This window comes from Pseudomonas sp. MIS38 (genome assembly GCF_019891575.1).
GTDB classification, from domain to species: domain Bacteria; phylum Pseudomonadota; class Gammaproteobacteria; order Pseudomonadales; family Pseudomonadaceae; genus Aquipseudomonas; species Aquipseudomonas putida_A.
In genome coordinates, this window is record NZ_JAFLXF010000029.1 from 35633 (window position 1) to 57308 (window position 21676).

At 59.5% G+C, this 21676-nt stretch carries 22 protein-coding genes and 1 riboswitch; of the genes, 14 read left to right on the forward strand and 8 right to left on the reverse strand.

Features of this window, described 5'->3' with window-relative positions; translation table 11 throughout:
• Positions 1–32 precede the first annotated feature (32 nt).
• From brnQ to J1G18_RS25460, 3 genes are all read left to right on the forward strand, one after another.
• On the forward strand, positions 33–1346 hold the full coding sequence (gene brnQ / locus J1G18_RS25450; RefSeq protein WP_027614038.1) for a branched-chain amino acid transport system II carrier protein: 1314 nt from the start codon (positions 33–35) through the stop codon (positions 1344–1346).
• A 256-nt stretch (positions 1347–1602) separates the two neighbouring features.
• Entirely contained in the window at positions 1603–2340 is a 738-nt protein-coding gene (locus J1G18_RS25455; RefSeq protein WP_027614039.1) for a DUF599 domain-containing protein, read from the forward strand.
• The gene (locus J1G18_RS25460; RefSeq protein ID WP_007962864.1) at positions 2340–2741 is read left to right on the forward strand and encodes an MAPEG family protein; all 402 of its coding nucleotides are present in this window, start codon (positions 2340–2342) and stop codon (positions 2739–2741) included. The genes J1G18_RS25455 and J1G18_RS25460 overlap by 1 nt, the downstream gene beginning before the upstream one ends.
• 88 nt (positions 2742–2829) lie before the next feature.
• On the opposite strand, the gene J1G18_RS25465 is transcribed toward J1G18_RS25460, so the two are convergent.
• The gene (locus J1G18_RS25465; RefSeq protein WP_007962865.1) at positions 2830–3066 is read right to left on the reverse strand and encodes a hypothetical protein; all 237 of its coding nucleotides are present in this window, start codon (positions 3064–3066) and stop codon (positions 2830–2832) included.
• A 158-nt stretch (positions 3067–3224) separates the two neighbouring features.
• On the opposite strand from J1G18_RS25465, the gene J1G18_RS25470 reads away from it, so the two are divergent.
• The 4 genes from J1G18_RS25470 (at position 3225) to J1G18_RS25485 (ending at position 6933) form a co-directional block, all read left to right on the forward strand.
• Positions 3225–3701, forward strand: coding sequence for a PaaI family thioesterase (locus J1G18_RS25470; protein ID WP_139054089.1), 477 nt, complete (start codon positions 3225–3227; stop codon positions 3699–3701).
• Positions 3698–4150, forward strand: coding sequence for a PaaI family thioesterase (locus J1G18_RS25475; RefSeq protein ID WP_027614042.1), 453 nt, complete (start codon positions 3698–3700; stop codon positions 4148–4150). The genes J1G18_RS25470 and J1G18_RS25475 overlap by 4 nt, the downstream gene beginning before the upstream one ends.
• Before the next feature lie 81 nt (positions 4151–4231).
• Positions 4232–6136, forward strand: coding sequence for a molecular chaperone HtpG (htpG, locus tag J1G18_RS25480; protein WP_047600274.1), 1905 nt, complete (start codon positions 4232–4234; stop codon positions 6134–6136).
• A 68-nt stretch (positions 6137–6204) separates the two neighbouring features.
• Positions 6205–6933: a dienelactone hydrolase family protein gene (locus J1G18_RS25485; protein WP_135295244.1), complete on the forward strand. Its 729-nt coding sequence runs from the start codon at positions 6205–6207 to the stop codon at positions 6931–6933.
• A 203-nt stretch (positions 6934–7136) separates the two neighbouring features.
• Here the strand turns inward: J1G18_RS25485 and J1G18_RS25490 are convergent, their stop codons facing one another.
• Together J1G18_RS25490 and J1G18_RS25495 are read right to left on the reverse strand one after the other, a co-directional pair.
• A complete protein-coding gene (locus J1G18_RS25490; RefSeq protein WP_223009058.1) occupies positions 7137–8003 on the reverse strand; it encodes a pirin family protein in 867 nt (288 codons plus the stop codon).
• A gap of 61 nt (positions 8004–8064) precedes the next feature.
• On the reverse strand, positions 8065–8481 hold the full coding sequence (locus tag J1G18_RS25495; protein WP_027614046.1) for an OsmC family protein: 417 nt from the start codon (positions 8479–8481) through the stop codon (positions 8065–8067).
• A gap of 130 nt (positions 8482–8611) precedes the next feature.
• Between J1G18_RS25495 and J1G18_RS25500 the strand changes: the two genes are divergently transcribed.
• The gene (locus J1G18_RS25500; RefSeq protein WP_262415673.1) at positions 8612–9658 is read left to right on the forward strand and encodes an amidohydrolase; all 1047 of its coding nucleotides are present in this window, start codon (positions 8612–8614) and stop codon (positions 9656–9658) included.
• A 138-nt stretch (positions 9659–9796) separates the two neighbouring features.
• Complete coding sequence (locus J1G18_RS25505) at positions 9797–11422, forward strand: methyl-accepting chemotaxis protein (RefSeq protein ID WP_103369304.1); 1626 nt, start codon at positions 9797–9799, stop codon at positions 11420–11422.
• Between the two features lie 193 nt (positions 11423–11615).
• On the opposite strand, the gene J1G18_RS25510 is transcribed toward J1G18_RS25505, so the two are convergent.
• Genes J1G18_RS25510 through purM form a run of 3 tightly spaced genes read right to left on the reverse strand, consistent with a single transcriptional unit; the run spans position 11616 to position 14046 of the window.
• Positions 11616–12329, reverse strand: coding sequence for a DUF3108 domain-containing protein (locus J1G18_RS25510; RefSeq protein WP_007962880.1), 714 nt, complete (start codon positions 12327–12329; stop codon positions 11616–11618).
• 8 nt (positions 12330–12337) lie between these two features.
• On the reverse strand, positions 12338–12988 hold the full coding sequence (gene purN / locus J1G18_RS25515; RefSeq protein WP_047600250.1) for a phosphoribosylglycinamide formyltransferase: 651 nt from the start codon (positions 12986–12988) through the stop codon (positions 12338–12340).
• Positions 12988–14046 (reverse strand): phosphoribosylformylglycinamidine cyclo-ligase, encoded by a 1059-nt coding sequence (gene purM, locus J1G18_RS25520; RefSeq protein WP_027614051.1) that lies wholly within the window; start codon positions 14044–14046, stop codon positions 12988–12990. Before purM ends, purN begins: the two co-directional genes overlap by 1 nt.
• A 374-nt stretch (positions 14047–14420) precedes the next feature.
• Here purM and J1G18_RS25525 point away from each other — a divergent pair, with 374 nt between their 5' ends.
• The 5 genes from J1G18_RS25525 (at position 14421) to J1G18_RS25545 (ending at position 19108) form a co-directional block, all read left to right on the forward strand.
• Positions 14421–15479 (forward strand): DUF2066 domain-containing protein, encoded by a 1059-nt coding sequence (locus tag J1G18_RS25525; protein ID WP_134785783.1) that lies wholly within the window; start codon positions 14421–14423, stop codon positions 15477–15479.
• A gap of 34 nt (positions 15480–15513) precedes the next feature.
• Positions 15514–16587 carry an AI-2E family transporter gene (locus J1G18_RS25530; RefSeq protein WP_134785784.1) on the forward strand — a complete coding sequence of 358 codons (1074 nt, stop codon included), beginning with the start codon at positions 15514–15516 and terminating at the stop codon, positions 16585–16587.
• 219 nt (positions 16588–16806) lie between these two features.
• The gene (gene hda / locus J1G18_RS25535) at positions 16807–17511 is read left to right on the forward strand and encodes a DnaA regulatory inactivator Hda (protein ID WP_025111852.1); all 705 of its coding nucleotides are present in this window, start codon (positions 16807–16809) and stop codon (positions 17509–17511) included.
• A 225-nt stretch (positions 17512–17736) separates the two neighbouring features.
• Complete coding sequence (locus tag J1G18_RS25540; protein ID WP_007962885.1) at positions 17737–18351, forward strand: C40 family peptidase; 615 nt, start codon at positions 17737–17739, stop codon at positions 18349–18351.
• 220 nt (positions 18352–18571) lie between these two features.
• A complete protein-coding gene (locus J1G18_RS25545) occupies positions 18572–19108 on the forward strand; it encodes a C40 family peptidase (RefSeq protein ID WP_027614054.1) in 537 nt (178 codons plus the stop codon).
• Positions 19109–19237: 129 nt separating this feature from the next.
• Here J1G18_RS25545 and J1G18_RS25550 read toward each other — a convergent pair whose 3' ends face one another.
• Entirely contained in the window at positions 19238–20551 is a 1314-nt protein-coding gene (locus tag J1G18_RS25550) for a PQQ-dependent sugar dehydrogenase (protein WP_134785786.1), read from the reverse strand.
• Positions 20552–20617: 66 nt separating this feature from the next.
• Positions 20618–21202 carry a hypothetical protein gene (locus J1G18_RS25555; protein WP_096797405.1) on the reverse strand — a complete coding sequence of 195 codons (585 nt, stop codon included), beginning with the start codon at positions 21200–21202 and terminating at the stop codon, positions 20618–20620.
• Between the two features lie 163 nt (positions 21203–21365).
• A riboswitch (cobalamin riboswitch) is annotated at positions 21366–21596 on the forward strand.
• The last annotated feature ends 80 nt before the right edge of the window (positions 21597–21676 follow it).

Below are 21676 nucleotides of genomic sequence, written 5' to 3' on the forward strand. Positions count from 1 at the left end.
AAATTCCGATTCAGTAGTGTGGTATTTCCTTAATGAAAGTTTTGAAAGGTCAGGACATCCTGGCACTGGGCTTTATGACATTTGCCCTGTTCGTCGGGGCCGGCAACATCATTTTCCCGCCTATCGTCGGCCTGCAGTCCGGACCTAACGTCTGGATGGCGGCGTTGGGCTTTTTGATCACGGCCGTCGGTCTGCCAGTGGTCACCGTCGTCGCCCTGGCCAAGGTCGGTGGTGCGATGGATGCACTGAGCAGCCCGATCGGCAAGATCGCCGGTGGTGTGCTCGCCGCGGCATGCTACCTGGCGGTCGGCCCGCTGTTCGCCACCCCGCGGACCGCGACCGTGTCGTTCGAAGTGGGTCTGGCGCCGCTGACCGGCGAAAGCCCGCTGGCGCTGTTCCTCTACAGCTCGGTGTACTTCCTGCTGGTGTTCTTCATCTCGCTGTATCCGGGCCGTCTGCTCGATACCGTGGGGCGTTTCCTCGCGCCGCTGAAAATCATCGCCCTGGCGGTACTCGGCATCGCCGCGTTCGCCCTGCCGGCCGGGGATATCGGTCAGGCCACGCCGGAATACGTCGCGGCACCGTTCTCTCAGGGCTTCATCAATGGTTACCTGACCATGGATACCCTTGGCGCGCTGGTATTCGGTATCGTCATCGTCAACGCGATCCGCTCCCGTGGCGTCGAGTCGCCTGCGCTGATCACCCGTTACGCGATCATTGCCGGCCTCATCGCCGGTGTCGGTCTGGCGCTGGTGTACATCAGCCTGTTCCGCCTCGGCTCCGGCAGCCACGAAGTCGCGGTCGGTGCCACTAACGGCGCGGCGGTGCTGCATGCTTACGTGCAACACACCTTCGGTTCGCTGGGCAGCGGTTTCCTCGCGGTGCTGATCTCGCTGGCGTGCCTGGTGACCGCGGTCGGTCTGACCTGCGCCTGCGCTGAATACTTCAGCCGCGTGCTGCCGCTGTCCTACAAGACCCTGGTGATCATCCTCGCCGCGTTCTCGCTGCTGGTGTCCAACCTGGGCCTGACCAAGCTGATCGCGTTCTCGATCCCGGTGCTGACCGCGATCTACCCGCCGTGCATCGTTCTGGTGGCTCTGAGCTTCTGCAAGGACTTCTGGCATGAACACGGGCGGATCCTCGGCCCGGTCATGCTGGTGTCGTTCCTGTTCGGCACCATCGACGCGCTCAAGGGCGCCGGTCTGGCCGACTGGATGCCGTCGCAGCTGTCGCACCTGCCGCTGAGCGAGCAGGGTCTGGCGTGGCTGGTGCCATGCGTGATGACCCTGGTGGTCGCCGTGGTCTGTGATCGCCTGCTGGGCAAGCGCAGCGAAGCCGTTGCCTGACGTTGTCTGACCCGCCACAAACGGGGCTTCAGCGCTTAAACAGAAATGCCCCGTATCAATCGATACGGGGCATTTTTTATGGGCGTCTGGCAGTGTCTTTTTCCGCGAGCTAACGTCGAAGCACTGCACAGATTTTATGTAGGAGTGAGCCTGCTCGCGTTGGCGTCGTACCTGTCGGATCAATGCCGGGTGTGCCAGCGAATCGCGAGCAGGCTCACTCCTACAGGTAATGCATCCACACTTCACAGGAAAACGAATGTCGTTCATCCAAGCCAATCTGATCCACCTGCTGGCCGCGCTCTGGTTTGTCATCTGCTGGGGCGGCTACACCCGTTATGCGTCGTGGAAGGCCCGCGACACCGCGTGCCTCGCCAGCGTGCTGCACCTGTATCGCGAAGACTGGATGCGCCGCATGCTGCTGCGTGACAACCGTATTGCCGACGCCAGCGTGATCGGCAATCTGGAGCGCAACGCCTCGTTCTTCGCCTCCAGCACTTTGATCATCCTCGCCGGCATTCTCACCGTGCTCGGTGCGTCCGAACGCGCCGTGTCGCTGCTGGCGGATATCCCGATGGTGCAGCAGGCGTCGCAGGGCATGTCGGAGATCAAGTTGCTGTGTCTGGCGCTGGTGTTCGTCTATGCGTTCTTCACCTTCAGTTGGTGCATGCGTCAGTACAACTTTGCTGCGGTGCTGGTCGGTTCCGCGCCGATGATCGGTGAGCGTCAGGTCTCGGAGCAGGAGCGCAAGGCGTTCGCACTGCGGGCGGCGCGGGTGATTTCGATGGCGGCGAACCAGTTCAACTTCGGTCTGCGCTCTTATTACTTCGGCATGAGCATGCTGGCGTGGTTTGTCAGCCCGTGGCTGTTCATGTTGATGAGTGCCGGGGTGGTCATCGTGTTGTACCGCCGCGAGTTTCATTCCGACGTGCTGGATGTGATGGTCTATACCCCTACAGAGGCACCATTGCCCGAAACCAATAAAGAGGCTGCTTGATGAGTATTCCGTTCTGGTGTGTGTTTATCAGTGCACTGTTGATTTACATCGCGCGCATGCCGGTGGGCAAGGCCATGAAAGAGCAGGGTGGTTACAACAACCATCTACCGCGCCAACAGCAGGCGCAACTCACTGGCTATGGCGCGCGGGCGCTGGCGGCGCACCAGAACTGCATCGAAGCGTTCATCCTGTTCGCCGTGGGTGTGCTGATGGCGCACACCACGCAAACCCAAGGCTGGTTGATTGATGCGCTGGCGATCATCTTTGTGATCGCGCGAATTCTTTACGTGTGGTTATACCTGGCGGATAAACCATCCCTGCGCAGCCTGGTGTGGCTGGTCGGCCTGATCTGCAGTTTGTTGCTGATGATTAGTCCGACTTTTAGAACCGTATTGCTCTAAGAAAGCCTCTAAGCCAAGACTGACAAAAAATCACAGGCAAAAGAAAACCCGCACTTGGCGAGTTTTCTTTTACTGCATCAAGTCGCAATTATTGCTTCTTGGCAGCTTCTTCCTGAGCAGCTTGATTCGATTCAGCCTGAGCTTTGGCAGCTTCGGCGTTTTCTTTTGCTGCGTCGTTCACTTTATCCTGAGCTTTGTTCATGTCTTGCTGAGCTTGCTCAGCATGTTGGTTTGCATCTTGAGCTTTGTCCTCGGATTTTTTATCGCAGGCAGCGAGACCGAGGGAAGCGGTCAACATCAAGGCAATAGCTAAAGTCTTACGCATGGGGTGTTTCTCCTTATGGAAAATAACTACTGGCCTTAAGAGCGCAGCGCCAAAGGTTAAGTTCCTCATTTCCTTCAGATATATAAGTTTGTTTTTTAGTGGAACTTTTGCGGTATTTCCTACTACTGGCACAAGGCTCTAACGAGAGTAATTATCAAATGGCTGAAAACCCCGTTTTTGAGCGCGCGACACGATTTCTTTCGGCCCTGCGCCATTGTCAGGTGCTCGGTTTGACGGTACACAGCGCCAGCAGCGAAGGGCTGACGGTGAGGTTGCCGTACAGCGCGCAAATCGTCGGCAATCCACAGACCGGGGTCATCCACGGCGGTGCCATTACTTCGCTGATGGACACCGCGTGCGGCATGTCCACGTTGTGCGTGCTGGCGGAGTTCGAAGTCTGCCCGACCCTGGACCTGCGTATCGACTACATGCACGCCGCCGAGCCGAACAAGGACGTCTATGGCTTTGCCCAGTGTTACCGGGTCACCACCGATGTGATCTTCGCTCGCGGCTTTGCTTATCAGGATGACCCGAGTCAGCCGATCGCCCATGTCGTCGGCACTTTCATGCGCATGGGCAAAAACCTGAAAGGCACCCAGGGATTTGGCGGCAAGGTCAAAGGAGAGAATCGATGAGCGATGACTGGAAGCAACAACTGCTGCAGGCTCACGCTCAGGGCGACTACGCGCCGCTGCTGCGGATAATTCCTTACGCCGGGTTGATCGGCGTCGAATGTTCCCGGGTCGGCGATGAATTGCTCTTCAAGCTGCCGGCGAACAAGGACAACATTGGTAACCCTTTATTGCCGGCGATCCATGGCGGGGTGATTGCCGGGTTCATGGAGCTGGCAGCCGCGTTGCATTTGCTGATCTTCACCGGTTCGCCCGGGGTGCCGAAGATCATCGACTTTTCTCTGGATTATCTGCGCGCCGGGCAGTTTCGCGACACTTGGGCCAAATGTCAGGTCTGTCGCCAGGGGCGGCGCGTGGCCAACGTTGCCATCACGGCCTGGCAAAGCACCGAGAGCGAACCGATTGCCACCGCCCGTGCACATTTCAAAATTGATGAGCCCTTGAAATCCTGAACGCTGCCCCCAACTCAGTGAACAACCCGCCGCCGACCCTCAAGGTCGCGGCCACTGCCATCTGATTGGAGTTTGATGACCATGAGTGTGGAAACTCAAAAGGAAACCCTGGGCTTCCAGACCGAGGTAAAGCAGCTGCTGCACCTCATGATCCATTCGCTGTATTCCAACAAGGAAATCTTCCTTCGCGAATTGATCTCGAACGCCTCTGACGCTGTCGACAAGCTGCGCTTCGAAGCCCTGGCCAAGCCTGAGTTGCTCGAAGGTGGCGCTGAACTGAAAATCCGTGTGAGCTTCGACAAGGACGCCAAGACCGTCACCCTCGAAGACAACGGTATCGGCATGAACCGTGACGATGTGATCACCCACCTGGGGACCATCGCCAAGTCGGGCACCGCCGATTTCATGAAGAATCTCTCGGGCGATCAGAAAAAAGATTCGCACCTGATCGGCCAATTCGGTGTCGGCTTCTACTCGGCCTTCATCGTGGCTGACAAAGTCGACGTGTACAGCCGTCGCGCCGGCACCCCTGCCAGCGAAGGCGTGCACTGGTCGTCGAAAGGCGAGGGCGAGTTTGAAGTCGCCACCATCGACAAACCAGAGCGCGGCACCCGCATCGTCCTGCACCTGAAATCCGCTGAAGACGAGTTCGCCGACGGCTGGCGTCTGCGCAACATCATCAAGAAATACTCCGACCACATCGCGCTGCCGATCGAACTGCCGAAAGAAGTCACTGCCGCTGAAGGCGAAGAGAAGCCTGCCGTTGAATGGGAAACCGTCAACCGCGCCAGCGCCCTGTGGACCCGTCCGCGCACTGAAGTGAAGGACGAGGAATACCAGGAGTTCTACAAGCACATCGCTCACGACTTCGAAAATCCGCTGGCCTGGAGCCACAACAAAGTCGAAGGCAAGCTCGAGTACAGCTCGCTGCTGTACGTGCCGGCCCGCGCGCCGTTCGACCTGTACCAGCGTGAAGCGCCGAAAGGCCTGAAGCTGTACGTGCAGCGCGTGTTCGTGATGGATCAGGCCGAGTCGTTCCTGCCGCTGTACCTGCGCTTCATCAAGGGTGTGGTCGATTCCAACGACCTGTCGCTGAACGTGTCGCGGGAAATCCTGCAGAAAGATCCGATCATCGACTCGATGAAGTCGGCGCTGACCAAGCGCGTGCTGGACATGCTGGAAAAACTGGCGAAGAACGAGCCTGAGCAATACAAGGGCTTCTGGAAAAACTTCGGTCAGGTCATGAAAGAAGGCCCGGCAGAAGATTTCGCCAACAAGGAAAAAATTGCCGGTCTGCTGCGTTTCGCATCGACCCAAGGCGACGACGGCGAGCAAGTTGTCGGTCTGGCTGACTACCTGGCGCGCGCCAAAGAAGGTCAGGACAAGATCTACTACCTCACCGGCGAAACCTACGCGCAGGTCAAGAACAGCCCGCACCTGGAAGTCTTCCGCAAGAAAGGCATCGAAGTGCTGCTGCTGACCGACCGTATCGACGAGTGGCTGATGAGCTACCTCAGCGAATTCGACGGCAAGACCTTTGTCGACGTGGCACGCGGTGATCTTGATCTGGGCAACCTGGACTCGGAAGAGGACAAGAAAGCTGCAGAAGAAGTCGCCAAGTCCAAAGAAGGTCTGGTCGAGCGCCTGAAAACCGCGCTGGGCGACTCCGTTGCCGAGGTTCGCGTCTCTCACCGTCTGACCGATTCGCCAGCCATTCTGGCCATCGGCGAACAGGACCTGGGCCTGCAAATGCGCCAGATCCTCGAAGCCAGCGGACAGAAAGTGCCGGAGTCGAAGCCGATTTTCGAATTCAACCCGAGTCACCCGCTGATCGAGAAACTCGACGGCGAGCAGAACGAAGGGCGTTTTGGCGACCTTTCGCACATCCTCTTCGATCAGGCCGCCCTGGCGGCTGGCGAAAGCTTGAAAGACCCGGCCGCTTACGTGACCCGTCTGAACAAGCTGCTGGTTGAACTGTCAGCTTGATCACGTTGTAGAAAAACCCGCTTCGGCGGGTTTTTTCATTCTGGTGTTTAACTAATCAGGAGTCAGAAATGAGCCAAGTTACTGTACGTTCCGTGGTCTATCAGCTGGATGGCCAGCCCTATGAAGGTCGTCTGGCGTTCGACGCCGAGCACAAGGGCGCGCGCCCGGGCCTGCTGATGGCGCCGAACTGGATGGGTGTCAGCGCCGGTGCGGAGGAGATCGCCAAGTCGGTCGCGGCCAAGGGCTACGTGGTGTTGATTGCTGACGTGTATGGCCAGGCAGTACGTCCGCAGAACGCTGACGAGGCCGGCGCGGCGATGATGCCGCTGAAGAACGATCGTGCACTGCTGCGCAAGCGCATGCAGGCAGCGTTCGAGCAGTTGCAGAAGCAGGGCGAGGCAGCGGTCGATACCTCGAAGCTGGCGGTGTTCGGGTTCTGCTTCGGTGGTTGCTGTGCACTGGACCTGGCGCGCACCGGTGCACCAGTGAAGGCGGCGGTGTCGTTCCACGGTACGCTGGACTCGCCGAATCCGGCGGACGCAAAGAACATCAAGGGCTCGGTGCTGGTACTGCACGGTGCCTCCGACCCGCTGGTGCCGAAGGAGCAATTGCCGGCGTTCGAAGATGAAATGAACGCGGCGAAGGTCGATTGGCAGTTGCTCAGCTACGGCGGTGCGGTGCATTCGTTTACCGATCCGCATGCCAATGTGCCGGGCAAGATGATGTACGACGCGAAGACCGCCAAGCGTGCGTTCAAGTCGATGCATGATTTGCTGGATGAAGTGTTCAAAGCCTGAAGCCTGGAAAGCTAAAAGCCCCCTCACCCTAACCCTCTCCCAAAGGGAGAGGGGACTGATCGGGGGATGCTCAAGGATTACGCCGACCTGAAAGTGCCTTAGTGAATCCATAATCGCCAGGATTTTTCAGGTCGATGTATGACGCCAGATACCTCGGTCGGCTCCCTCTCCCACCGGGAGAGGGCTGGGGTGAGGGTAAAGACTTAACGCGGCAATTCAATCCGCTCCACTTCCCCCGGCACCGTCGGCCAATCCCCGGCCGCCCACTTGTGCCGTGCCTCATCGATCGCCGCCGGATCGCTCGCGACAAAATTCCAGTTGATCCGCCGAGGCCCGTCCAGCGGCGCGCCGCCAAACACCACCGCGTGTACATCACCCTCGGCAAACAGGCTCATCTGTTCCCCGGCCGGCAACACCGCCAGCGCATGGGGTTCGAGGGGCTCGCCATTCAACTGCGCATCGCCACTCAGCACATAAATCGCGCGTTCTTCGTGCTCGGTCGGGATCAGCAAAGTGGTTGCGGTCTGCATCTTTACTTCGGCGTACAGCGTAGGAGAAAGCACCGGCACCGGCGATTCCAGGCAAAAGCCTGACCCGGCGATCATCCGGATCTGCACACCAAGGTTATCGCTGACCGGCAAGGTTGCCGCCGGGTGATGGCTGTAATGTCCCGGACCTTGCTCGTGATCCTTGGGTGAGGCCAGCCAGATCTGCAAGCCGTGCATGGTGAAGCTTTGCTCCCACAGCGGCTCGGGCGTGCGCTCGACGTGGGCAATCGCACTGCCCGCGGTCATCCAGCTGACATCGCCAGCACTGACCACCTGATCGGAGCCGAGGCTGTCCTTGTGCTGGATCTGTCCTTCGAACAGGTAGGTCAGGGTCGACAGACCAATGTGCGGATGCTGTCGGATGTTCATGCCTTTGCCCGCCGGATAAACCGTTTCGAGCATGTGGTCGAAAAACACGAAAGGCCCGATGCTGCGGCATTTGGCTGACGGCAGCGGGCGCAGGATCGGCTGGCCTTCGACGTCTTCGGCGCGCGGGCGGATGATCAGTGGTTGCGTATCCATGGTGCATTCCAGGCTGAGCGGGTGATGCCAGAAGCATAACCCGCCGCTGGCAAGAGGGTGATTACTGGCTGTCGAAGCCTTGTGGGGCGTGGGTTTCGATGCTGACGTCGGTGGTAGTCATCAATTTGTGGATCGGGCAGCGATCGGCGACGCGCAGCAGTTCTTCACGCTGGGCATCGGTGAGGACGCCCTTGAGGGTAAGCGTCACGTGCAGGGCGTATTTGCCTTTCTGCTCTTCGCTGTTGTCGCGTTTGACCTCGACACCCACGCCGGTCAGCGGGATGTCTTTCTTCTTTGCGTACATCTTCAGGGTCAGTGCCTTGCAGGCACCGAGCGCGGCGTCGAAGTAGTCGTGTGGCTCGGGGGCCGAGCCCTCGCCGCCGGCAGACTTCGGCACGTCGGCAAACAATTCATGGTCATCGATCTGTACGGTGTGACGAAAACCTTCGGCGGAGACGGTATTGACGGTAACAGTCATGGCAACCTCACTGGCAGTAGGAAAAAGTCGTTCGATCAAAAAAGGACCTTGCAGTTATAGAGCATTCCTACGGAGGCGCGTTCCACTTTCCTGCAGGATGAACCCTTGTGATCGGCTCAGGGTCTAGGCTATGCCTACCTGCCGGAGATTACTTGTGTCCTTGTTTCGTTTGAGTCTTGCCTGCCTGCTGGCATTCGCCGGTAGCGCCAGCGCCCGCGATTACACCTACAGCGATGCGCACTTGCACTACGTGGACTTCTTCCAGGAAACCGCCGGCATGGCGAAATTGCTCACGGCCATGCAGGACAATTCCATCGACCATGTGATGATTTCCGGTATTCCCGTGGCGAAGAAGTGGCACGAGGACGAACCCAAGCGTCCGCGCTATTACGCCGGCGATGATGCCGATGCCTACTGGTACAGCGCCACCGATGTGATCGTTGCCGATGCCGTGCAAAAGCTGACTCCGGAGCAGCGTCAGCACTTTCATCCGTTCCTGTCGGGCTTCAACCCCAATGACAAGAACTCCGCCGCGCACATCCAGCGCATGCTCGATCTGTATCCGGGGCTGTGGCAGGGCATTGGTGAAGTGTTCACCCGCCATGATGACTTGACGGCGTTGACCGCCGGCGACACGCCACGGGCCAATAACGAGGCGATGAAGCGGATTTATCACCTGGCTGCCGAAAACGATCTGCCAGTGATGCTGCATTCCAACATCACCTCCAAGCGTGAGAAAAATCCGCTGTACTTGAAGGAAATCGAAGAACCCCTGCGTAATCACCCGCACACCCGGTTCATCTGGGCGCACGCCGGCACCAGCGCGGAAATTCATCGGCACCAGACGCAACTCGATTTTCTCCTGCCGACGGTGAGTCGGATGCTTGAAGCTTATCCGAATCTGTTCATTGATCTGTCGTGGAGCATGCTCACGCCGTATCTGTTGGACGAGCAGGGCAAGCCGCGTGCGGAATGGCTGGCATTGGTGGAGAAATACCCTGATCGGTTCATGATCGGCTCGGATGTTGTAGGCCGTTTCACCAAGCTCGGTCAGGAAATGCGCAGCTTCACGCCGTTCCTTGATGCCTTGCCTGAAGAAATTGCGCGTAAGGTCGCCCGGGATAACTTCCTGGCGATATTGCCGCGAACAGCGGCAAAGTCCGGGAAACCGCGCTGAATCGTTAATGCCGAGGGTTCGAAGTATCAAGGCCTTTTGATATCACCTTTTGGTCTTACGCAAATTTTCGCCGGGCCGATACCTTCTAGAGCAACCAGCTGCAGGGTTGATGCAGCGCTTTTGGAAGGAACCAGAGTCATGAGCATCCGTAGTCTCAATATCGCGCCGCGAGCCGGCCTGGGTTTTGGTGTGTTGGCGCTGATGGTGTTTGCCCTTGGGGCGTTCGCCCTGCTGCAAATGGCGAACATGCGCGCCCAGTCTGATGAGGTCGACAACAACTGGCTGCCGAGCGTGATGGCGGTCGGCGAGATGAGTCAGGACATGTTGCGCCTGCGTGCGCTGACCATGCGCCTGCTGCTCAATCGTGACCCGCAGGCGCTGGCGCAGAATGTCGCCAAGCTCAATGATCTGCGCGGTGTCTTGAGCGAAGCCCAACAACGCTATGACGTGTTGATCGTGCTGCCCGAAGAGCGCAAGTTGTTCGACCGCTTCAAGGTCGCCGAGCACAAGTACCTGGAGTTTCAGGCGCAGGTCATGCAGTTGTCCGCACAGAATCGGGTGGAGGAGGCGGCGGCGATTCTCAACGGTGAAATGAGCCCGTTGGCCGACGACATGGCGGCCACCCTGAAGGAGCTGGTCGAGCTGAACAAGCACAACGCCAATCTTGCCACTGAAGCCGCGCGCCTGGTTTTCATCAATTCGCGGGTGTGGGTCGGGGTGATGATTGGCATTACCGCATTGATCACCATCGGTCTGGCGTTGTTGCTGACCCGCAGCATCGTCCTGCCGCTGGCGCAATCACTGGGCGTGGCGGAAGTGGTGGCCGGCGGTGATCTGACGGGCGATATCAACATCTCCGGCAAGGACGAACCGGCGCGGCTGCTGCAGGCGCTGAAAAGCATGCAGCACAACCTGCGCGACACCATTCGGCAGATTTCCGAATCGTCCAGCCAGTTGGCGTCGGCTTCGGAGGAACTGAGTTGCGTCACCGAGGACGCCACGCGCGGGCTGCACCAGCAAAGCCTGGAGATCGAGCAAGCCGCCACGGCGGTCAATCAGATGACCGCTGCCGTGGAAGAGGTGGCGAGCAACGCCGTGGCGACTTCCGAGGCGTCGCGCGAGTCTGACCGGATTGCCCAGCATGGGCGCGAGCAGGTCAACCAGACGGTGACTTCGATCCAGTCCCTGGCTGACGACGTCACGTCCAATGCAACGCAGGTCGAGGATCTGGCGCAGAAGGTTCACGGCATCAGCAAAGTGCTCGACGTGATCCGCTCGATTGCCGAGCAGACCAATCTGCTGGCACTGAACGCAGCGATTGAGGCGGCGCGGGCCGGGGATGCCGGGCGTGGCTTCGCGGTGGTGGCCGATGAGGTGCGGGCGCTGGCCCATCGCACCCAGCAATCGACCCAAGAAATCGAGCAGATGATCGGTGGCATTCAGCAGGGCACCGATTCGGCGGTCAGTTCGATGCAACAGAGCAGCGTCCGCGCCAATTCGACCCTGGAACTGGCCAAGGCTGCGGGTTTGGCGCTGGAGGAAATTGCCTCGGCGTTCACCTTGATCAACGAGCGCAACCTGGTGATCGCCAGCGCCTCGGAGGAGCAGGCAGCGGTGGCGCGGGAGGTGGACCGCAACCTGATGAACATCCGCGATCTGGCGATGCAGACGTCGGCGGGGGCAAATCAGACCAGTGCGGCAAGCCAGGAATTGTCGCGGCTGGCGGTGGATTTGAACAATATGGTGGCCAAATTTTCGGTCTGAGCTGACCCTTGACGATTGCACTCACCCCCTGTGGGAGCGGGCTTGCTCGCGAAGGTGTTGTATCAGATACATCTTCGTTAGCTGGCAGGCCGCCTTCGCGAGCAAGCCCGCTCCCACAGTATTTGTGTGTCGCCTGGGAATCGCAGGCACAAAAAAGCCCCGCATCTGCGGGGCTTTTTGTTGTAGCGGCGGATCAGCTGCCTTTAACGGTTTTGCCGTTGACCGTGCCGTCCTGGAGCATGATGTTGTACTCCTTGCCGTCGGTTTCAACCTGTTGCAGGCGCACCAGCAGGTAATCCCAGTCCTTGGCGAACCACAGCACCGTGATGCGCTTGCTTTGTGTCGGGTCACGCACGCGCTCGACCTTGATTGCATCGATCTTGCCGGCCTTGGTGTCGACTTTCTCGGCACCCAGTACACGGAAGTCATAGGTATCGACTTCACCGTCATCGACCACCTGATAGCTCATGGTCTTTTTGCCGGCGGCCACGTCATGCTGCAGCGCCAGTTGATAGGTCGACTTGTCGACCATGCCACGGTTCAGCGGGATCTTCACCGCGTCGCCCCGGTCAGTGCCGGTGACCATCTTGCTGTTCCAGTCGAAGTCCAGATCAGCCTTTTTTGCTTTGCCCAGACCACCACGTTCGAAGTGGTAGGACTGTGGCAGCAGGGTGTCCTTGTCCAGGGTCAGCGTGCTTTCTTCGGTCAGGCTGGCGATCATCATCGACGCCTTGAAGCTGAGTTTCCAGACGCCGTTGGCTTCCTTGGTCAGGCTGCGTTCGGCAGTGCCGCTCATGGGCAACTGTTTCCAGTCGGCGGTGTAGCTGGCGGAGAACGGTTGAAGGTCTGCCGCCTGCGCGAAAGGCAGGGCGAGCAGAGCGCAAGCGAAGAGCAGGGCGCGACGCATAAAATCTCCTAGTGTCGAATCAAGTGGCCGCTGGCCGCGAGTAACTGGCCATCCAGTAAAGCACCTTGCTCACCGAGTGCCAGTCGGCCTTCGGCAAACCAGCGTACAGCCATCGGGTAGATCAGGTGTTCCTGGACATGCACTCGCTGCGCAAGTGTCTGCGGCGTGTCGTGCAACTCTACCGGTATTACTGCCTGTACGACCAGTGGTCCACCATCGAGTTCCTCGGTGACGAAGTGCACGGAGCAGCCGTGTTCCGCATCGCCGGCCTCGAGCGCGCGCTGATGAGTGTGTAACCCTTTGTATTTGGGCAGCAGCGACGGGTGGATATTGAGCAGACGACCCTGATAGTGGCGCACGAAATCAGCGCTGAGAATACGCATGAAGCCGGCCAGTACCACGAGTTTTGGTTTGAATTCGTCGATCAGTTCGATCAGGGCAGCATCGAAGGCCTCGCGACCTTCGAAAGCCTTGTGATCCAGCGAGCGGGTGGCGATACCCGCGTCACTGGCGCGTTGCAGGCCATAGGCGTCGGCGCGGTTGGAAATCACCGCAGCGATGCGGACCGGGCTGTCGCCGGTCCGCGTGCTGTCGATCAGAGCCTGCAAGTTACTGCCGGTGCCGGACAACAGCACCACGACATCACAGGTTGCGGACATTAATGAGCCTTAAGGTTCTGCAGATCAACCTGGGCAGCGCCTTCGGCAGCGGCAGCGATCTGGCCGATGACCCAAGGCTGTTCGCCGGCGTCACGCAGGGTGTTCAGGGCCACTTCAACGTGCTCCTGAGCCACGCAGATCACCATGCCCACGCCGCAGTTCAGTACGCGGTGCATTTCGGTCTCGTCGACGTTGCCTTTCTCTTGCAGCCAGTCGAAGACCGCCGGGCGAGTCCAGCTGGCCACGTCAACCACGGCCTGAGCGCCTTTTGGCAGAACGCGCGGAATGTTGTCCAGCAGGCCGCCACCGGTGATGTGGGCCATGGCTTTGACCGCGCCGGTGTCTTTGATCAGCTTGAGCAGCGGCTTCACGTAGATGCGGGTCGGGGCCATCAGCAGTTCGGTCAGTGGCTTGCCGTCGAGCTGAACGGTTTCAATGTCGGCACCCGACACTTCGATGATCTTGCGGATCAGCGAGTAGCCGTTGGAGTGCGGGCCGGACGATGGCAGGGCGATCAGCGCATCACCGGTGGCGACTTTCGAGCCGTCGATGATTTCGGCTTTTTCCACGACGCCGACGCAGAAGCCGGCCAGATCGTAGTCTTCGCCTTCGTACATGCCAGGCATTTCAGCGGTTTCGCCGCCGACCAGGGAGCAGCCAGCCAGTTCGCAGCCTGCACCGATACCGGTGACCACGGTGGCAGCTACGTCGACGTTCAGCTTGCCCGTGGCGTAGTAGTCGAGGAAGAACAGCGGTTCTGCGCCGCACACCACCAGATCGTTGACGCACATGGCGACCAGGTCCTGGCCGATGCTGTCGTGCTTGTTCAGGTTCAGCGCCAGGCGCAGCTTGGTGCCGACGCCATCAGTACCGGAAACCAGCACCGGCTGTTTGTAACCGGCCGGGATCTCGCAGAGGGCGCCGAAACCGCCCAGGCCGCCCATGACTTCCGGGCGCGCAGTGCGCTTGGCGACGCTCTTGATGCGTTCGACCAATGCTTCACCGGCGTCGATGTCTACACCGGCGTCCTTGTAGCTCAGGGAGGGTTGCTTGCTCATGATCCAGGCCTTTAGGGGAGGGGATTCAGGGGTAACGACCGAGTTCAGCGGGAACATCGAAATCGAGAGGGCGATGGCCTTACGCGAATTTCGGGGTGCCCGGCTGTTGCCGGTCTGCGAAGGCGCGCGATTTTATCAGGCTTGAGGGGCAGCGGCCATCCTCGCGCCGACGGGCAGGGGCATAATCGACTGAAATTTTTTGCAATTGTGCCGGGCGGCTGCCTGTATAAGGTGTGCCGATTAACCGTCTATCGTTATCACTGTGCAAAAACTTACCGCTAGCGTGTGAATGTTTTGCGATGGCAGATTGTCACAGCCTTGCTTAACCGGTTCACGCGGCCTGTTCCAGCCGCTCCTGTCGACGGGAATTTTCCATGCGTTTTTGTAAATTGTTGGTTGTGGGTTGTTTGTCGTTGGTCAGCCTGGCGAGTCATGCCGAAAACCTCAAGGGTCTCTATCAAGTGCGCCAGCCGGTCAGCAGCCAAGCGCCGGAGGAGCGTGATCGCGCCACTCAGGCGGCACTGGATACGCTGGTGTTGCGCCTGACCGGTGACCCCAAGGCTCCGCAGAATCCGGGGTTGGCGGCGATTCGCAAGGATCCGCAGCAGATCATCAGTCAGTTCGGTTTCGATGCCGGGCCGCCGGAGGTGCTCAAGGTCGATTTCGATCCGGCCACCACCGAGCAGGCGCTGCGTCGCGCCGGGCTGTCATTGTGGGGGGCGAGTCGGCCGTCGATTCTGAGCTGGTGGCTGAACGATTCGACTGAAGGTTCGAGCCTGGTCGGCGACGGTCAGGCAGCGGCTGCACCATTGCGTTCTGCGGCTCAGCATCGCGGCTTGCCGCTGCGTCTGCCGCTGGCGGATCTGAGTGAGCAACTGGTGGCTACCGCGCCAGTGCTGGATGGCACCGATCCCGCGCCATTAAGCGGCGCTTCGGAGCGTTACGGCGCGGATGCGTTGCTGGCGGTGCATGCGCACGAAGAGAGCGGGCAGTGGCAGGCCAAGTGGCATCTGTGGCTGGGCGATCAGAAAGAGGCCGGCAGTGTGCAGGGCGCTGATCAGGCTGCCGTGGCCGATGCGGTGATGCTGGCGGTGGCCGAGCGTCTGGCGCCGCGCTTTGTCGCCAAGCCTGGTGCTTCGGGCCAACAGACCCTGGAAGTGCAGGGCATGAATCTTGAGCATTACGCCACACTGCTGCGGTTACTCGAACCGTTCGGTGTGCGTCTGCAAAGTGTCGATGGTGATCGCATCGTGTATCGGGTCAACGGCAGTGCCGATCAGTTGCGCGCGCAGTTGTCGCTGGCGAAGTTGCAGGAGTTGCCGGCCGAAGCACCGACGCCAGTGGCAGCGCCGCAGCCAGCGGTGGCAGGTGCAGCGCCTGTTGCGGCTCCAGCGCCTGCACCGGTAGCACCTTCGTTGCGGTTTCGCTGGTAAGTCTTTCCTTATATAGAAGCAGTGGGAGTGGTAAATGGCCGATACGCGGCGTTGGTTCTGGCTCGGTGGGGTAGTCCTGCTTTGCGCATTTGTCTGGTTGCTGCATCCGATCCTCACGCCGTTTCTGGTGGCGTTGCTGCTGGCGTATCTGTTCGATCCGCTGGTGGATCGGCTGGAGAAACTCGGTTTGTCGCGAACCTGGGGTGTGATCGCGGTGTTCGCCTTGTTCACTCTGATCGTCACCACGTTGCTGTTGGTGCTGGTGCCGATGCTTGCCAAGCAGTTGGTGCGTTTGTATGAGTTGGCGCCGCAAATGCTTGACTGGCTGCAGCACACGGCGCTGCCGTGGGCGCAATCGAAGCTGGGCCTGTCTGACGGCTTCTGGAAGTTCGACAAGGTCAAGGCAGCGATCAGCGAACACATGGGGCAGACCACTGACATCGTCGGTGTGGTGCTGAGTCAGGCGACGGCCTCGAGTCTGGCGCTGATCGGCTGGCTGGCGAATCTGGTGCTGATTCCAGTGGTGAGTTTTTATCTGCTGCGCGACTGGGACGTGATGATGGCCAAGATCCGCAGCCTGTTGCCGCGTGATCGTGAAGAAACCATCGTCTCGCTCGCCGGTGAGTGCCACGAAGTGCTCGGCGCTTTCGTGCGCGGGCAACTGCTGGTGATGCTGGCGCTGGGCGTGATCTACGCAGCGGGCCTGATGATTGTTGGTCTGGAACTGGGGCTGTTGATCGGCCTGATCGCAGGCCTCGCGGCAATCGTGCCGTACATGGGTTTTGTGATCGGTATTGGCGCGGCGCTGATTGCCGGGCTGTTCCAGTTCGGTGGCGACCTGTACCCGATGATCGGCATCGTTGCGGTGTTCATGGTCGGGCAGGCGCTGGAAGGCATGGTGCTGACGCCGCTGCTGGTCGGCGACCGGATCGGCCTGCATCCGGTGGCGGTGATCTTCGCGATCCTGGCCGGCGGCGAGCTGTTCGGCTTTACCGGTGTGCTGCTGGCATTGCCGGTGGCGGCGGTGATCATGGTGCTGGTGCGTCACGTGCACGATTTGTACAAGGACTCGGATATTTACAGCGGGGCAGATGATCCCGAGTTGTAATCCGATCACGGGCGGCCCGGCATTGTGCCGGGTTGGCCCGGGTTTTGCGGCGGGTTCGTTCGATACCGCGTCAGAGAAACTGTCATAAAACCAGCGTGTTAACGCAAACCTTTGATTTTGCTTGGGGTCTGTCGCATTGTGCGCTCAGCTTCACGGGTATAAACTTCGCAAACTTTACACAGAGGCCACTAACGGTTCCTTGAGAACTGTTCAGTCAGCATGAAACCGATTCAGCTGCCCCTAGGTGTGCGTCTGCGTGACGACGCCACCTTCATCAACTACTACCCAGGCGCCAATGCCGCTGCACTCGGCTATGTCGAGCGCCTATGCGAAGCCGACGCCGGCTGGACCGAAAGCCTCATCTACCTGTGGGGCAAGCATGGGGTAGGGCGTACGCATCTTTTGCAGGCGGCATGTCTGCGTTTCGAGCAGATGGGTGAACCGGCGGTGTATCTGCCGCTGGCCGAGCTGATGGATCGTGGTATCGAAATCCTCGACAACCTTGAGCAGTACGAACTGGTCTGCCTGGATGACTTGCAGGTGATTGCCGGCAAGCCGGACTGGGAAGAGGCGATGTTTCATCTGTTCAACCGCCTGCGTGACAGCGGTCGACGTTTGCTGATTGCCGCTTCAACCTCGCCGCGCGAGCTGCCGGTGAAGCTGGCTGACCTCAAATCGCGCCTGACCCTGGCGCTGATCTTCCAGATGCGTCCGCTCTCCGATGAAGACAAATTGCGTGCCCTGCAATTGCGCGCGTCGCGTCGCGGTCTGCACCTGACCGATGAAGTCGGACACTTTATTCTGACTCGCGGCACCCGCAGCATGAGTGCATTGTTCGACCTGCTCGAACAGCTGGATCAGGCCTCGTTGCAGGCGCAACGCAAGTTGACGATTCCGTTCCTGAAAGAGACCCTCGGTTGGTAGCCAGCCCTTGAAATACGAGGCTTTCAGCACGTTTCGACATATTTCAGGCGCCAGAAAATTCGCGTTTCCGCAACGTATGCAGACCGCGTATCGAGTCAAATGGGCTTAAGCGCTTAGATGTAAACGAGAAACCGGGAAGTCACAAAAAGATCGATTGAATTTGCAAATGAGGCCGATAGCGGGCATAGTCTCGGCTTCTTTACAACTTCAGCCACGGTCGTGCCCATGCTAAATCGCTTCGCACCCCTCGTGCCTCTCGCACTCGTCACCCTGTTGTTCGGTTGCGCTGCTCATTCTCCAGTTCAAGAGCAGCCTCAGCAGGTTAAAAATTCTGCCACTGCCCAGTCTTCCGTTATTTACCAGGAAGAGCTGGACACCGAAAAAGAACTCTCGGACTTCAACAAGAAGCCGTACGAGCTCCCGGTTCTGGCCGACAGTATCCTTGAACGCGGCATGTCCCTGATCGGTACCCGTTACCGTTTCGGCGGTACCTCTGAAGCCGGCTTCGACTGCAGCGGTTTCATCGGTTATCTGTTCCGCGAAGAAGCCGGCATGAATCTGCCGCGCTCCACCCGTGAAATGATCAACGTCGATGCGCCTCTGGTCTCGCGCGGCAACCTTGAGCCGGGCGATCTGCTGTTCTTCGCCACCAATGGTCGTCGCGGTCGTGTAAGCCACGCCGGGATCTACCTGGGTGACAATCAGTTCATCCACTCCAGCAGTCGTCGCAGCGGCGGTGTTCGCATCGACAGCCTGGGTGACAGCTACTGGAGCAAGACCTTCATCGAAGCCAAGCGCGCCCTCGCGATGGCTCCGACCGTGGTCACCGCTCGCAAGTAATTCCCCCGTTGTCGCCACGTCCGTGGCGACAAAAACGGTGCCCGGCAAGGGAGTAGACCTAGACTTTACAAGGTGAAGTTAAAGTCTTACTTGAAGTTTGCCGCGTAGCCGCTAGAATCCTGTATCTATATTGATGGCAAACCGCCTGCGTGCTCCGCAGGCGGTTTTGTTTCTGTCCATTCGGCAGAGAAAGCCGCAGCCAGATCAGGATGTTCTGCTTATGACGATGTCGGCCCGCCTCACAGTGATTTTCTTCGCAGCGCTGCTCAGCGCCTGCGCCAGCCGCACTCCGCCGCCTGCTCCCGTGGTACGCGCCCCGGTGGTGTTCGGGCCTTCCCAGGCTTTTTCGCCGGCTGCTGAAGACGTGCTGTTTCGCGCGCTGGGCCTGGTTGGCACACCTTATCGCTGGGGCGGCAACACACCGGATTCCGGGTTCGATTGCAGTGGCCTGATCGGTTTCGTCTACCGCGATGCTGCCGGTATCTCTTTGCCGCGTTCGACGCGCGAGATGATCGTGATGCAGGCGCCGAATGTCGGCAAAGAGGGTTTGCAGACCGGCGACCTGATCTTCTTCGCCACCAATGGCGGCTCGCAGGTCAGTCATGCGGGGATCTACGTCGGGGAAGGGCGCTTCGTGCACGCGCCGGCCACCGGCGGCACGGTGAAGCTGGACAGTCTGTCGAAGGCGTACTGGCAGAAGGCGTACCTGAGTGCCAAGCGGGTGTTGCAGCCGGAGCATCTGGCGCATAACCCGTAAACGCTGAAAATCTAAATGTGGGAGCGGGCTTGCTCGCGAATGCGGTGTGTCATTCACCCATGATGTTGAATGACCTGACGCTTTCGCGAGCAAGCCCGCTCCCACATTTGTTATGTGTCGGGCCCTGATTTATTTAGCGGCCGACACCCGCCAAACCTTGTTCCCCACATCATCCGCCACCAGCAAACCACCTTGCTGGTCGATCACCACGCCTACCGGGCGACCCAAAGCGTTCTCGTCCTTGTCGAGGAAACCGGTCAGCACATCCACCGGTGCTCCATTCGGCTTGCCGGCCGCGAACGGTACGAAAATCACTTTATAACCACTGTGCGGTTTGCGGTTCCACGAGCCGTGTTGACCGATGAACGCGCCTTCCTTGAACTGCGCCGGCAGGCTGTTGCCTTCGGCGAAGGTCAGGCCCAGCGAGGCAGTGTGCGGGCCGACGGCGTAGTCCGGGGCGATAGCTTTGGCCACCAGATCCGGATTCTGCGGTTTTACTCGCACATCCACGTGTTGACCGTAATAGCTGAATGGCCAGCCGTAAAAACCGCCGTCCTTGACCGAGGTGATGTAGTCCGGCACCAAGTCGCTGCCGATCTCGTCACGCTCATTGACCGCTGTCCACAGCGCGCCTGTCGTGGGCTCCCACGCCAGGCCGTTGGGGTTGCGGATGCCCGAGGCGAAGATCCGGTGGTTGCCGGTGGCGCGATCGACTTCCCAGATCGCGGCGCGACCTTCTTCTTTATCCAGACCATTCTCGCCGACGTTGCTGTTCGAGCCGACAGTGACGTACAGCTTACTGCCGTCATTGCTGGCGATGACGTTTTTGGTCCAGTGATGGTTCAGCGTGCCGCCCGGCAGATCGGTGACTTTGATCGGCTGGGTCTTGATCTCGGTCGCGCCGGATTCGTAGTGGAAGCGCAGCAGGCGATCGGTGTCAGCGACGTACAAATCGTTACCGACCAGGGTCATGCCAAACGGCGAATTGAGATTTTGAAGAAACACCGTGCGGGTCTCGGCCACGCCGTCGTGGTCGGCGTCGCGCAACAGGGTGATGCGGTTCGGGCTCGGCACACCAGCGCCGGCCTTGCCCATGACTTTCTTCATCACCCAGCCACGAATGCCGCTGCTGTCGTCAGGCTTGGGCGGAGCGTTGGTTTCCGCCACCAGCACGTCACCGTTGGGCAGCACGTAGAGCCAGCGCGGATGATCGAGGCCTTCGGCGAATGCTGCGACTTGCGTACCGGCTACGGCGGTCGGTTTACCGCCTGCAGGCCAGCCGACCGCCGGGGCGATGTTCACCGTCGGGATCAGGGTTTTGTTTGGTTCAGGCAGCTTCGGCGACGGACCGGTGCCGTCAGAAACTTGCAGGCTGGAGGATTCACCGCAGGCGGCGAGCCCTCCGGCGAGGGCGATGACGAGAGCGAGTTGGGTTTTGCGCATTACTGATCTTCCCTATGAATGCATGCCTAATCATAGAGGAGTGCGCGCACCCGATGGTTCAACCGCTCAACCACGGGCCTCTTTGAACAGCACGGCGATGCCTGGGTGATAGTTACCCGCTTCGCTGCGCAACTTGCGGTAGGCGTAGGGGAAATACCAGGCCACTGCGCAGCAGTGTTCCTTTTGCAGGTCGTCGACCATGTCCTGCAACTCTTCGGGGCTGGCGCTGTGTTGGGCTTTTTGCGGGGCGACGAACAGGCAACCGAGCTTGAGGTCGCTGGCAAAACTGATGCGTTTGGCGTCGCTGGTGATGTCCAGCAGGGCCTGGGTCAGATTGAGGTTGTTGACCCGTGGCCAGCGCTGGGTGGCCTGAAGGTAGGCGCGGTCTTCGGCGCCGGCGATGAACAGATCGGCGCGGGCATTGCGTTCGCCTTCCTCGTTCTGCTTTCGGGTCGAGGTATCACAAAGGGTCACCAGCTCGGCCATCCAGGCGGCCGCGGAGAGCAAGCCGAGATTGGCTTTCTCGTCATGCCAGTAAGGGGTGTCGTTGTCGCCGCGTACAGCGTTGTAGCGGTCGATACAGTCAAACCAGCGTTCAAGCATCGGGCGCAGGAATTCCAGGCGCGGGTTGCTGATGATCATGCCTTGCATCGTCATCATCCTTATTGTTGTGATGTGCTTTTCAATCAAAAGCATGGCTCTTTGATATCACTTGTCTCAGTGTGGCACAAGATTGGCGTCAGATAATTGATCGACGGCAGTTATTCGCCCGACGGCCCCCTCTTTAATTGACGCTCCACCCCCAACCCTCTAACCTTCGCGGCTTGTTTCAGGTGCTCTGTGACGCATGTCGACAGAGTGAAACAGGGAAGCCGGTGAGGGTTGTCTTCAGGCGAAGCACGATCACGATCCCGGCGCTGCCCCCGCAACGGTAAATGAGTGAAAACTGTGCATTGAGCCACTGTGTCGACGACGCGGGAAGGCGCGCAGTCAGGCGATTCGCCGCTCATGAGCCCGGAGACCGGCCTGATCCATCCAGCGGCATCACGGTGGGCGATGCCAGGCTTTTTGCCGTCTATTCTTGTGCCTGCCCGCCGTTATCCAGCCTCAACGGAGAGCTCCCCC

Excerpts from the sequence above, each read along its gene's own strand:
- J1G18_RS25475 (WP_027614042.1), top strand. The coding sequence starts at position 3,698 with ATGAGCGATGACTGGAAGCAACAACTGCTGCAGGCTCACGCTCAGGGC.
- purN (WP_047600250.1), bottom strand. The coding sequence starts at position 12,988 with ATGTCCGCAACCTGTGATGTCGTGGTGCTGTTGTCCGGCACCGGCAGT.
- J1G18_RS25500 (WP_262415673.1), top strand. The coding sequence starts at position 8,612 with ATGCCTACCTGCCGGAGATTACTTGTGTCCTTGTTTCGTTTGAGTCTT.
- J1G18_RS25485 (WP_135295244.1), top strand. The coding sequence starts at position 6,205 with ATGAGCCAAGTTACTGTACGTTCCGTGGTCTATCAGCTGGATGGCCAG.
- J1G18_RS25470 (WP_139054089.1), top strand. The coding sequence starts at position 3,225 with ATGGCTGAAAACCCCGTTTTTGAGCGCGCGACACGATTTCTTTCGGCC.
- J1G18_RS25455 (WP_027614039.1), top strand. The coding sequence starts at position 1,603 with ATGTCGTTCATCCAAGCCAATCTGATCCACCTGCTGGCCGCGCTCTGG.
- J1G18_RS25550 (WP_134785786.1), bottom strand. The coding sequence starts at position 20,551 with ATGCGCAAAACCCAACTCGCTCTCGTCATCGCCCTCGCCGGAGGGCTC.
- purM (WP_027614051.1), bottom strand. The coding sequence starts at position 14,046 with ATGAGCAAGCAACCCTCCCTGAGCTACAAGGACGCCGGTGTAGACATC.
- J1G18_RS25525 (WP_134785783.1), top strand. The coding sequence starts at position 14,421 with ATGCGTTTTTGTAAATTGTTGGTTGTGGGTTGTTTGTCGTTGGTCAGC.
- brnQ (WP_027614038.1), top strand. The coding sequence starts at position 33 with ATGAAAGTTTTGAAAGGTCAGGACATCCTGGCACTGGGCTTTATGACA.
- J1G18_RS25530 (WP_134785784.1), top strand. The coding sequence starts at position 15,514 with ATGGCCGATACGCGGCGTTGGTTCTGGCTCGGTGGGGTAGTCCTGCTT.
- hda (WP_025111852.1), top strand. The coding sequence starts at position 16,807 with ATGAAACCGATTCAGCTGCCCCTAGGTGTGCGTCTGCGTGACGACGCC.
- J1G18_RS25510 (WP_007962880.1), bottom strand. The coding sequence starts at position 12,329 with ATGCGTCGCGCCCTGCTCTTCGCTTGCGCTCTGCTCGCCCTGCCTTTC.
- J1G18_RS25505 (WP_103369304.1), top strand. The coding sequence starts at position 9,797 with ATGAGCATCCGTAGTCTCAATATCGCGCCGCGAGCCGGCCTGGGTTTT.
- J1G18_RS25490 (WP_223009058.1), bottom strand. The coding sequence starts at position 8,003 with ATGGATACGCAACCACTGATCATCCGCCCGCGCGCCGAAGACGTCGAA.
- J1G18_RS25460 (WP_007962864.1), top strand. The coding sequence starts at position 2,340 with ATGAGTATTCCGTTCTGGTGTGTGTTTATCAGTGCACTGTTGATTTAC.
- J1G18_RS25555 (WP_096797405.1), bottom strand. The coding sequence starts at position 21,202 with ATGCAAGGCATGATCATCAGCAACCCGCGCCTGGAATTCCTGCGCCCG.
- htpG (WP_047600274.1), top strand. The coding sequence starts at position 4,232 with ATGAGTGTGGAAACTCAAAAGGAAACCCTGGGCTTCCAGACCGAGGTA.
- J1G18_RS25540 (WP_007962885.1), top strand. The coding sequence starts at position 17,737 with ATGCTAAATCGCTTCGCACCCCTCGTGCCTCTCGCACTCGTCACCCTG.
- J1G18_RS25465 (WP_007962865.1), bottom strand. The coding sequence starts at position 3,066 with ATGCGTAAGACTTTAGCTATTGCCTTGATGTTGACCGCTTCCCTCGGT.
- J1G18_RS25495 (WP_027614046.1), bottom strand. The coding sequence starts at position 8,481 with ATGACTGTTACCGTCAATACCGTCTCCGCCGAAGGTTTTCGTCACACC.
- J1G18_RS25545 (WP_027614054.1), top strand. The coding sequence starts at position 18,572 with ATGACGATGTCGGCCCGCCTCACAGTGATTTTCTTCGCAGCGCTGCTC.